The sequence below is a fragment of the Mycoplasma todarodis genome (assembly GCF_004335995.1).
Taxonomy (GTDB): domain Bacteria; phylum Bacillota_I; class Bacilli_A; order Mycoplasmatales; family Metamycoplasmataceae; genus Mycoplasma_K; species Mycoplasma_K todarodis.
On the sequence record NZ_PSZP01000021.1, the window covers coordinates 1 to 12334 of the forward strand.

The window sequence follows — 12334 nt, forward strand, 5'->3', positions numbered from 1 at the left end:
AATACCTTAGGAAAGGGTATGTCTCTATTTACTAAATGCTCTGCTTTAGGTTTTTTTCTATTATGAATTCTAGCGATAATAAGCTCCTTCTATTGTAAAATTTAAAAAAGTGGTTCTAACCACTTCTCACAAACTACATAATTGTGTAGCAAGACCCATGGTATAACCATCAGGTGAGAAGTAATCTACTTTTTGCAACACATGTTGCTCTTATAGTATAACAAAAAACTTTGAAAATGAGCAATATTAATATATGAAATTAAATAATAAAAACATAGAAATAGAACTGAATAGCAACGCAGAAGTAAAATCAATAAAATTTAAAGGTATAGAAACATTATATCAAGCTGATGGAGGATGACAAAAACGTTTCCCTATTATTTTCCCATCATTAGGATTTTCAAAAGGTTTTGAATTTAATGGCAAAAAATATGACATGCCAAAACATGGTTTTTGAAAAGATTTAGAATGAGAAACTTTCTTTGAAAACGGAGAAATGTTATCCGTAGCAACTTTATTAGATACAGAAAAATTCCCTTTTATGATGGATATAACACAAAGAATAGGTCTAGAAGGAGATACTTTATACATTAATTATGAGCTAGCTAATTTAAGTAAAGAAGATGCTTTCTTCCAATTTGGAATTCACCCAGCATTCAAAATTCAAGATACTTCTTATATAACTAACATTCCAGAAACTAACTTAATTAATTTAGAGGGTATGATTGAAGATAAACAAATCTTAATCGAAAAACTTCCTTTAAAAGCCTTAGGTTTTGGGAAAGATTATGACACATTAATTGCTAAAGATATTAAAGATAAGGAATTAAACTTAGTCACTGATAACCTAACTTTGAATTTCAAATTTGATTCACCTCATGTACAAGTTTGAAAACCAAAAGATGATAATTTTATATGTATCGAACCATGATATGGAACAAATGATTCTTGATATGATGCTCCTGCTGATATTACCAAGAAGGATAAAATCATAGAATTAAAAAGAGGAATGATTTGATCAGCAACATTTGAACTTTCATTTAAAGAAAATAAAAAAGCGAAATAATCGCTTTTTTTTATTTTATTCCAAGTCTTTCAAAAACTTTATCAATATTTCTTGAATAATGTTCAAAGTTAAAGATTGTGTTTGCTTGTTCTTCTGTAATTACTCCAACTTTTAACAATTCTTCTCTAAAGTCTTTTTTATTAGAGTAGCAATCAATTGCTATCGGTTGAACTTTATCATAAGTTTCTTCACGAGTTAAACCATTTTCAGAAATGATTGTAAGCATTACTCTTTGTGAGAATATTGCCCCATGAGTAAGTCCAATATTTTCTTTCATTCTTTCTTTGTTAACTTTTAAGTTGTTTAAAACTCTATTAAGTCTTCTCAACATATAAGAAATCAATGTTGTTGCATCAGGGAACATAACTCTTTCATTTGATGAATGAGAAATATCTCTTTCATGTCATAAAGGTATATTCTCCATTGCAGGTATTGTAAATCCACGTAATAACCTTGAAAGTCCTGAAATGTTTTCAGCAGAAATAGGGTTTTTCTTGTGTGGCATTGCTGAAGAACCTTTTTGACCTTTAGCAAAACCTTCTTCAACTTCTCCCACTTCCGTTCTTTGTAAATGCCTTAATTCAACAGCTATTTTATCTAGCGTTGAACCAATCAATGCAATAGTAAAAATATATTCAGCATGACGATCTCTTTGAAGTGTTTGTGTAGAAATTTTAGAGGAATTAATACCTAATTGTTCACACACATAATCTTGTATATCTGGATCAATATTCGCATAATTACCAACCGCTCCCGAAATCTTACCAATCTCAATTATTTCTGAAGCTTTATTAAATCTTTCAATATTTCTTTGCATCTCATCAAATCAAAGTGCTAATTTATATCCGAAAGTTGTTACTTCACCATGAATACCATGAGTCCTACCAATTTGATAAGAATACTTATTTTCTAACGCTAATTTTTTTAATGTTTCAGAAAAATTATTTAAATCCTTTTTAATTATTTCATTAGCTTGTTTTATTCTGTAGCCAAATGCTGTATCAACAACGTCGGTAGAAGTAAGTCCATAATGAACTCATTTTCTTTCTTCACCCAATGATTCTGAAACAGATCTTGTGAAAGCAATTACATCATGCCTTGTGATAGCTTCTATTTCTTTGATTCTCTTTAAATCAAACTTTGCATTAGCGAAAAGTTTTTCTATATCTTCATTAGGAATTTCATTTTTTAAAACTGAAAAAGCTTTAGCGGTAAATAATTCTACTTTTAGTCATGAATCATAGAAATTTTCTTCACTTCAAATTTTATTCATTTCATCTGTACTATATCTTGAAATCATTTTTTCTCCTTAAAAGTGTTATTTATTAATTTCTATTGTTTGTTCTCTGTCAGGACCAACTGAGAAAATTGTCACAGGAACATTTGTTAATTCTTCAATTTTCTTAATATATGCTTTTGCATTTTCTGGTAGTTCATCAAATGTTTTAACGCTTGTTGTATCTTCTTGTCATCCAGGCATTTCTAAATATTTAACTTGAACTCTTTCATATTCTTTGTTTGAACCTGGGATATAATCGATTTCTTTCCCATCAAGTTCATATGAATAACCAATTTTAATAGTTTCTCTATTGTCTAAGACATCAAGTAACGTAACAGTTAATTCTGTTAACCCTGAAACTCTTGCTGAATGTTTTAGAACAACTGCATCTAATCAACCAACTCTCCTTGCTCTACCAGTAACAGTACCGTATTCTCTACCTCTTTCACGAATATCAGAATTAATTTCTTCTTCCGCTATTTCAGTAGGTAGTGCTCCAGTACCAACACGTGTTGTGTAAGCTTTAACAATACCAATTGTTTGTGTTATATGTTTTGCTGAAAGTCCTGCATATAAAGGAATTGCTGATGCTGTTGGTGATGATGATGTGACAAATGGGTAAGTCCCATTATCAATACATAGCATAACTCCTTGAGCACCTTCGAACACTACATCTTTACCTGCTTCTATCTCTTTTGCTAATAATGAACCAGTTTCCACAACTCTTTCCTTTAAAATTGCAGCATATTCTTTATATTCATCGAATATTTCTTTTGCTGTGTATGTCTTTAAATCAAATGCTTTTAACACTTTATTCTTGATTAATAAAGCATCTTCTAATTTTTCTAAGAAAACTTCTTCATTAATGAAATCTCCGAATCTAATTCCGATTCTTGCATATTTATCTTCATAACAAGGACCGATCCCTTTTTTAGTTGTACCAATTTTCTTACCAGGACCTTTTAATTCTTCAAAAGCACCATCTAAATCCAAGTGATATGGAAGTATAACGTGAGCTCTATCCGAAATTAATAATTGGAAATCAGTTATACCCTTTACTTTTAATGCTTCTATTTCATCTAATAACATTTTTGGATTAATAACCATTCCTTGTGCCATTATGTTTTTTGTTTTTGGGTTGAAAACTCCAGATGGAATATGTTTTAAAGCATATTTTTCTCCACCAAATTCAATTGTATGACCAGCATTATTACCACCTTGGTATCTAACAACTAGATCTGCTTTTTGTGCAAGGTAATCTGAAACCTTACCTTTTCCCTCGTCACCTCATTGAGCTCCGATTACTACTTTTGTTTTATACATTTCTTCTCCTTAAAACGGGATATTGATATTAGCGGCATTTAGGGTGCCTTGTAGAAACACTCAACCATATTATGAGTATAAATATCCACCAAAGTATTATATACTTATATCCTTTAAAAAGTTCTTGCAAATGGAAATATTAGTTTATTTTAAAATAACATTTATTTTTTTATTAATTTTATATTTATGTTTGCTTTTAAAAGATAAAAATCCATAACAATTGTATTTAAAAAAATAGCAAGTAGTATAATGAAGACGCCACTATTAGAGCCGGTGTTTAGCGTTAAGTATCAAAGGACGGGAGTATAGCCTTTGAGCGAACTACAATATTGTAGGCGATGAGACACTTCATCCACTAATGGTTTTGTAGTGGCCTACTACAATCATGAAATTAATAACATCAATATTTTCGAATAGAATGCATACAACAAATGAAACCATAAAATCTTACTTGGATAAGATAGGTTTTAAGTTTTCTTATAAAATAATTAACGTTGTTGGTACAAATGGTAAAGGTTCTGTTTCACATTATTTAACAGAAAATTTACAAAAAGAATTTAAAGTGGGTACTTTTACATCACCGCATATTTTTGCAGCTAACGAAAGAATTAAAATTAATAATAAGAACATTGATACAAAAACATTAGAAGATTACATTGAAAATATGGAATATAGCAACATGCACTTCTTCTCAATTATGTTTATCGCAGCCTTACAATATTTCGAGGATCAAAAATGTGATTACATAATATTAGAAGCAGGCATAGGTGGATCACACGACCCAAGTAATATATTTGATGGTGTGATTGGTGTTATTACTTCAGTAGGTAGAGACCATATGGAGTTATTCGGAGAAACATTAGAAGATGTATTAGAAGATAAAATAGGGATTATAAATAAAAATATGAATTTCTACTCTGGTACAGATCTAAAGAAAATGAACGAAAGAATATCTCAAAAAACAATAGAAAAAAACGCCAAACATATAATCGTTAATAATGAAGGTGTTAACTACAAAATAAGAAATCAAAAACTTGCAACGGCAATCTTAAGGAAAGAATTTAATATTGAACCGAATTTTAGTGATTTAAAAGGTAGGGCAACACTCCAAAAAATCAATAACACTACAGCTATTATTGATGTAGCTCACAACAAAGTTGGAATCCAAGCTACATTAGAACACTTGGTTGATAAGGGAATAACTTTTGAACAAGTTGTTATAACTATCTCAAAAAGAAAAGAATGACAAACAATAAAATATCTTTTTAAAAATAAAGAAATATTTGTCTATCAAATCGATGATTCTTTTATTTCTGCTAAAGATCTTGATGCGGGAGAAGTTAAGGATTTAAAGGATTTCTATGAAAATCAAACAAAAAATACATTATATATTGGTAGTTTTTATTCAATAGGAGACATATTAAAAAATGATAAAAACTAATAACAAGGTTTTAGTAGATGAATTCCTCAATGAAGATAATCTCTACAATAAAAAAACTAAGAATTTTAAAGAATTAAGTTTTGTTCAATTGTTTTTGTTGCTCTTTGCAATAATAACAACAACACTCCTTAAAGTTTCTGTTATTGATAGCAATAAACATATACCCACAAAAACAGAACTAGCTTTTTGTTACATCGGTATAACATTACTTTTTGGAGCGGTGCTTACGTTTTATTTTGGTGGTGTCATTTATTTATCCAAACTTAAAAAGTTACATTTTTCAGAAACCAATAAACATAAAGTGGATAATCTTTGAATTGTAATGATTTTAAATTTATTCACACTTAATATTTTGTTGGTTGTATGAATGACATTAGTACAAAAATATTACAAAAATCAAGAATTTAGTTTGATTAACACTTTCACCAATTTTAAAGATAAACATTTAAAATTGACAATTTATGAGATTGCACTTGCCGGTTTATTACTAGGTATGCATATGATTTCTTTTAAATTTATAACTATTAATTTCAGTGGTTTAATGAGAGTTGGTGTTACTTTTGTATTCATGATGCTGTACGGACTAATTTTCGGACCCATCAAAGGTTCATTTATAGCTATCATCGCGGATAATTTTACTCTTTTAATTGGAGTTGGATTCGGACGTTGGATGTGGGAATATGCAATAATACCAATTGGAATTGTATTAATGACTTGTTCATTTAAGCATTTATTTAAAACTGATGGTTGATTATGATGAGTGACGATGATTATGTTGAATGTATTCACTGCTTTGGCAATCGTTGCAACAGTTTCTGTAAATCACCACTTTGTTTTCCGAAGACAAATGGATCAAGCAATTGATTATGCAATTTATAGCATGTCTGGCGTCTTTATAGTTATACAAATAGCATTATTTACCACCTTTAAAATAACCAAGAACAATGATATAAAGCAAATATTATCAATAGGTACTTTAGTGTTCTTAATTATTGTTATATGAATATGAATATGAGGTCCGATTGCTTATATACACTATCTACAAAGATTTGGTAGGCATAAAGCAACTCCTGGTTATTATTCTTATAATGCTTTCTACAAAACAGCTTTAATACCTAGGATATTAAAAACACCAATAATCGCTCCGATTTATACAGCGATATTAGTACCTGCTTATAAAGTATGTGAAATGTCCGTTAAGAAATTCGATAAAAATAAATATTAAAAAAAGGACACCCTAAATAAGGATGTTCTTTTTTTAATTGGATTATTTTCTAAAATCAATAACCGCTCTACCGACAAATGTTCCCTCTTGTAGTTGTTCGAATATTTCATCAACTCCTTCAAGCGGAATAACTTTAGTAATTTCTGACTTAACAGCACCTTCTGCAGCATATGCAAGAGCTTCTTTAAGATCTTGTCTTGTCCCAACAATAGAACCAACAATTTCTTTCCCTTGTAGAACTGTTCAAAAGATTGAAATTGAAATTTTATCAGAAGCAGGAAGTCCAACCAACACTTCACGTCCTCCTGGTTTTAACATTTCAAATCCCTGTTCGAATGCAATTGGTGCAACAGAAGTATTAACAACAGCTTGAACACCACCGTTAGTTACTTCTTTAACATATTCAACTGGATTAACTTTTTTACCGTTAACTGCTAACTTAGCACCTGATTTAAGAGCTAATTCTGATTTTTTATCATCAATATCTACCCCTATTACTTTCATACCCATTGCAGTAGCGTATTGGATTGCTAGTTGACCTAGACCACCAACACCAACTACAGCAATTCAATCACCTGGTCTGGCATTTGAACGTTTCACAGCTTTATATGTTGTCACACCGGCACATACCACGGGAGCTCCAGCAACAATATCTAATTTTTCTGGAACTATACCAACATAATCTTCATGTCCAATTGCATATTCAGCAAACGAACCATCTTTTGTATAAGCTGTCATGTTTTGTTTTGTACATAACGTTTCTCTACCTGTAAGACAGAATTCACAATCTCCACATGTATCATGTAATCATGCAAGAGCAACTCTATCCCCAACTTTTAATCTTGAACACCCTTCACCAAGTTCAGTAACAATACCGATTCCTTCGTGACCTGGTATTAATGGAAATTTTGGTTCCACTGGTCAATCATATCTAGCAGCATGTAAATCCGTATGACATACCCCTGATGTTTCCATCTTAATTAAAACCTCTTTTGATTTAGGTTTAGGGATGTCAACTTCTTTCACACTTCAGTTTCCTGGTGATTCTACAACGAAAGCTTTCATTTTACCATTCATTTTGTCTCCTTTTAGATATGCAAAACATATCATTACAATATTCACACACATTCTTTGTGCTCTTTAATTATACTCCCATATATCTATCTAAATGATGTTTAAAAAAATAATGCACCGCATTATTCTAAATCTCATAATTTTAAATTTGTGACTGGATCTAATTTTTTAGAAACTTTATTTTTAGATAATTCTGTTATGTATACCTCTCCCACTCCAAAAATTTTCATCTCCTTAATGTGTCCTCCATACACTTTAAAATCTTCGTCCGTGAAAGAACCATGCATATGTAGTTCTAATTTTTCTCCATCCCATGCTAGCGAGCCCATGCAAGGAAGCAATTCTAAACTTTTCTTTTCAAGTTTTTTTCATTTGTATTCCCCTGTTTCTAATAAGAAACCGATTGTAACATCTGAAACTGCACCGAACATTTGAACTTTGGCGAATTTAATTCCGTGCAATGTTGCATAATTTGTAATCTCCTCAAATACTACATCACCTTTTTCAAGTTTCAAGGTGTGTAGTGTGTTATTTTTTAAATATTTCATATAAATATTATAAACACTTGTTTTTGAAGATATAGTTATGTTTAACTAACTTTTGTATTAAAAAAAGATAGAAATCTATCTTTTTATAAATTCATTAGAGTTTCTAACTCTTTTTTATATTTCTCATACTTGTCTTTTTCAATTTGAACTTTTTCTGGTGAAGCATTATTAACGAATCTTTCATTACCAAGCATTCCTTCAGAACGTTTAATTTCTCCTTGTAGACGTTTTATTTCTTGAGCAATACGTTGTTTTTCAGCTTCTTTCATTTCATCTGTCATTTTAATATTAATATCAAAGTCTTTTAGATTGAATAAAGCATCATCATTTAATTCATATGAAGCATTAGCTAATTTAGAAATAAATAATTTTGTTTTTTCATTTATATCTTTAGTTGTTGAGTAATTTACCTCTTGTGAATTTGGTAAATTGTGTATCACTCTAAACTCTCTAATTGATTTAACAACTTCAATAACATCATCAATGTAATCAGCTTTTTCTGTTTCGATTGTTGGTCATTCTTGTTCAAATATTGTTCCTTCATTAAACTTAGATCAAATTTCTTCTGAAATAAATGGTAGAAGTGGAGCAATTATAATTAATGTTTTTCTTAATACATCTTCAGCAACTTTTTTATTTGGTTGCGCTTTTGTCATTTCAATATACCATGATGAGAAATCATTTTGGATGAAATTATAAATATCTTTACCAACAATAGTGAATTCATATTTATCCATACGGATAGATACTTGTTTTTCCAATACAGAAAGTTTATCAAGAATTCATTTATCAGCATCTGTGATTTCATCTGTTGAATGTTCCATAACTTCAAGGATATATCTTGAAATGTTTCATAGTTTATTATTTAAATTTCAAGCCGCTTCTAATTTCTGAGGTGAATAATTAATATCATTACCTGGGGCGGAATTTGTTAATAGGAATCAACGTAATGCATCTGCACCATATTTTTCAATTGTTTCCATTGGATCAATACCATTACCAAGCGACTTAGACATCTTACGACCTTGCTCATCTCTAATTAACCCATGAATTAATACATCTTTGAATGGTTTTTCACCCATAAACTCAAGACCTTGGAAATACATACGAGCAACTCAGAAGAATATAATATCATAACCAGTAACTAATACATTAGTTGGATAATATCTCTTAACATCTTCCATTGAATTTGGTCAACCTAGGAATGAGAATGGTGCAATACCAGAAGAGAATCATGTATCTAAAACATCTTCATCTTGTACTCATCCTTCACCAGGTGTTTCAACTTGAACTTTTGTTTCTCCATCTTTATATCATGCAGGTATTCTATGTCCTCATCATAGTTGACGAGAGATTGTTCAATCATAAACATTCTCCATTCAACGCTCTAATGTATTTCTGAATCTTTCAGGGACAAAGTTAACCCCATCTTCACCTTGTAAATCTTTCATTAAATCTTTAGCTAGTGGAGCCATTTTAACAAATCATTGATCAGAAACCAATGTTTCAACAGCAACGCCAGTTCTCTCAGAATAACCTACATTATTCATAACAGTTTCAGTTTTAATAACTTTATCTTCACTTGTTAATTTTTCAACTATTTTTATTCTGGCTTCCATTCTATCAATACCTTGGAATTCACCAGCTAATTCATTCATTGTTCCATCTTTTAAAATAGATTCTTTAATTTCTAATTTATTTGCTTTGATGATATCGATATCGATCGCAGCGTGTGCAGATACTTTCATAGCTCCTGTACCTTTATCGATTTCAATATATTCATCAGTGATGATTGGTAATTCATTACCAGTCAATGGAGATATTGCTGTTTTACCAACTAAGTGTTTGAATCTTTCATCTTCAGGATGAACAGCAACAGCTACATCAGAAGGCATTGTTTCAGGTCTTGTAGTTGCAACATTAAGGAATTCTTCAGAATCTTTTATTTGGTACTTGAAATATCACATTGATGATTCTGTTTCTTTTCCGATAACTTCCATATTTGAAAGTGCTGTTTGTAATTCAGGATCTCAGTTTATAGCTCTTTTCCCTCTATAAATAAGTCCTTTATTATACATTTCAATAAACACTTTATTTACGGCGTCATTTGCACCTTTATCAAGTGTAAATCTTTCTTTTTTGTAATCTAAAGCAATTCCAAGCGTACCTCATTGTTCTCTAATTGTTGATGCATACTCATCTTTTCATTCTCAAACTTTTTCTAAGAATTTATCTCTACCTAATTCGTGTTTTGAAATGCCTTGTTGTTGTAATCTAACTTCAACTTTCGCTTGAGTAGCAATACCAGCATGATCCATACCTGGTAATCACAAAGTATCAAACCCTTTTAATTTCTTGTATCTAATAATTGCATCTTGCAACGAAACATCTCACGCGTGTCCAAGGTGTAATTTACCTGTGACATTTGGTGGTGGAAGAATGATTGTGAAAGGTTCCTTTGATTTGTCGTGTTTTGAAAAAATTTCTTTATCAATTCATTCTTGATTCTTACCTTCTTCAACTTTTTTATGGTTATATTTTGTTTCCATCATTTTTATCTCCTTTTTTCACATAAAATAAAAAAAGCCTATAACAAGGGGCTAACGTACCACCCTTGTATAGACTCTTAAAACTTATAGCGTTTAACTTATTTTCTCCAAGATAACTCGTTAAGTCTTTACTTTGCCAGCTCCCACCATCCTGGCTCTCTATGAAAGTGTTTACTTATCTACCTTCTCTTCATTGAAATTTTGTTATATATATTATATATAAAAATCCTGTATTAGATTATTTGTTTTCTATATTTAAAGATTAAAAAAATAACCCTTAGATTATTTTTCTTTTGGTTTACATTCTTCTAATTCATTACAATATTTTCTGGTTAATATGTAAGGTAATGCTGTTATATACCGTTCATATAGGCATTTTTACAAAATGACTTGTTATTGCATATGCAATCAAAATAACCACATTAGAAACACATGCAAATAATGCTTGTTTTTTGAAGTTTAATATAGTTACAGTATCATCTCTTTTCAATGAAGAAAGATATAGATGAATACCTATCAAGAATATTGCTAATGCAGTTGGTGCAGCAATCATAATATAATGAGCATTAACACTATTGTGTGTGTTTATTATTGCTCCACCAAATACAGCCAAAGATCCTTGAATGAATATATTTAGAAACGCAAGTTTAATTAAGTGTCTTGCTTTTGTTTTGATTATTAATTTATGAGAATATTCAGAATAAAATCATCATAATAAGAATCCTGTAAAGTAAATAAACACCAATCTATAAATCATATATAAATCACTTGAATTATGTAAATAATAAGCGAATTGGATTGTTCCTGAAATAAATAACGAACCAATATATAGATAAGTTAATTTCTTGTATCTTTGTGATGCATATTTTATAGAAATCTTAGGAGCTTTCTTTAAGTTTGCATCAGTTACAAATGCAATATTACCCATGAATTCAATCACTAAATATAAAGGTAAGAATACGTAAGTCAATGTTGGAATAGAATATCCTCTTATCAATAAAATCAAATGAGCTATATTTAAAATAACAATAATGATTCTAGAAATCATTTTACCAACCAATAATTTAATTAATGTTTCATCTTTTCTATTTGCAATTAATGATAATGCATATTCAAATGATGAAATCATTCTTGAAAAAGCAAAACCTGAAACTCAAATAATCATGGAAACTTTCGCAATTCACTCAGGATCTTTATCAGCGACAACATTCAATCTAAATATCATTAAATCCAACCCAGTGGCAATTATACCCAAAGCAATAACTTTGACCATTGTTAATATCCTGAAGAATATATTATTCTTTTCAAATCTTTGTCTAAAGAAAGAGTATGAATATCAATATGTTGTTATTAAACCCGTATTGAAAACCATAAATACCTTTTGGTATGAGGGTGCAGAATGAGAATTAAGTATAAACCCATTAAATATCATTGAAACAGTTGCAACAACTATAAAGTCAAAAAATATTTCTAATGAAGTTGATGCATTTATATATAAAACCTCTCTAAAACAATCAAAATGCAAATAAAAAAACTAAGACTATTTCTTAGTTTTTTTTGTAATTTCATCTTTAGAATTTACTTTCATGTTTGATGATCTGTAATTTTTAAAGTGAATAATTTTAACTACGATTGGGTTAACATATTCTGTTAATACACCTTGCTAGAACGTAGAAGAATGGAGCCATAAATGTTCCAGCTTGCATCGCTAATGTTGCAGATACAATATCAGCATAACTTGCAGAATGTCCAACTTCATGACCGAAGAATAATCCTGGAACTTGTTGAGCAATACCTCTAGCTGGGTTAATAGCAGCTGTACCACCAAG

The 12334-nt window shown here is 30.1% G+C and carries 9 protein-coding genes, 1 pseudogene and 2 riboswitches; of the genes and pseudogenes, 3 read left to right on the plus strand and 7 right to left on the minus strand.

Annotated elements, in window-relative coordinates; genetic code table 4:
• The first annotated feature begins 253 nt into the window (after positions 1 to 253).
• Entirely contained in the window at positions 254 to 1066 is an 813-nt protein-coding gene (locus tag C4B25_RS02970) for an aldose epimerase family protein (RefSeq protein WP_131613569.1), read from the plus strand.
• Between the two features lie 10 nt (positions 1067 to 1076).
• Here C4B25_RS02970 and purB read toward each other — a convergent pair whose 3' ends face one another.
• Positions 1077 to 2366 (minus strand): adenylosuccinate lyase, encoded by a 1290-nt coding sequence (purB, locus tag C4B25_RS02975; protein ID WP_131613570.1) that lies wholly within the window; start codon positions 2364 to 2366, stop codon positions 1077 to 1079.
• An 18-nt stretch (positions 2367 to 2384) separates the two neighbouring features.
• Complete coding sequence (locus tag C4B25_RS02980) at positions 2385 to 3668, minus strand: adenylosuccinate synthase (RefSeq protein WP_131613571.1); 1284 nt, start codon at positions 3666 to 3668, stop codon at positions 2385 to 2387.
• 8 nt (positions 3669 to 3676) lie between these two features.
• Positions 3677 to 3773: riboswitch (purine riboswitch) on the minus strand.
• A 158-nt stretch (positions 3774 to 3931) separates the two neighbouring features.
• Positions 3932 to 4028, plus strand: a riboswitch (THF riboswitch).
• A gap of 25 nt (positions 4029 to 4053) precedes the next feature.
• On the opposite strand from C4B25_RS02980, the gene C4B25_RS02985 reads away from it, so the two are divergent.
• On the plus strand, positions 4054 to 5109 hold the full coding sequence (locus C4B25_RS02985) for a Mur ligase family protein (protein WP_131613572.1): 1056 nt from the start codon (positions 4054 to 4056) through the stop codon (positions 5107 to 5109).
• A complete protein-coding gene (locus tag C4B25_RS02990; protein ID WP_131613573.1) occupies positions 5096 to 6334 on the plus strand; it encodes a hypothetical protein in 1239 nt (412 codons plus the stop codon). The genes C4B25_RS02985 and C4B25_RS02990 overlap by 14 nt, the downstream gene beginning before the upstream one ends.
• 42 nt (positions 6335 to 6376) lie before the next feature.
• Here C4B25_RS02990 and adhP read toward each other — a convergent pair whose 3' ends face one another.
• From adhP to C4B25_RS04725, 5 genes and pseudogenes are all read right to left on the minus strand, one after another.
• A complete protein-coding gene (adhP, locus tag C4B25_RS02995; RefSeq protein ID WP_335904859.1) occupies positions 6377 to 7411 on the minus strand; it encodes an alcohol dehydrogenase AdhP in 1035 nt (344 codons plus the stop codon).
• Positions 7412 to 7530: 119 nt separating this feature from the next.
• Positions 7531 to 7956, minus strand: a complete 426-nt coding sequence (locus tag C4B25_RS03000) for a PPC domain-containing DNA-binding protein (protein WP_131613574.1) — start codon at positions 7954 to 7956, stop codon at positions 7531 to 7533.
• Positions 7957 to 8039: 83 nt separating this feature from the next.
• Positions 8040 to 10508 carry a valine--tRNA ligase gene (locus C4B25_RS03005; protein ID WP_335904860.1) on the minus strand — a complete coding sequence of 823 codons (2469 nt, stop codon included), beginning with the start codon at positions 10506 to 10508 and terminating at the stop codon, positions 8040 to 8042.
• A 313-nt stretch (positions 10509 to 10821) separates the two neighbouring features.
• Positions 10822 to 11877: a low temperature requirement protein A gene (locus tag C4B25_RS03010; RefSeq protein WP_131613575.1), complete on the minus strand. Its 1056-nt coding sequence runs from the start codon at positions 11875 to 11877 to the stop codon at positions 10822 to 10824.
• A gap of 265 nt (positions 11878 to 12142) precedes the next feature.
• Positions 12143 to 12334, minus strand: a pseudogene (locus C4B25_RS04725) (aquaporin); the annotation flags it as partial.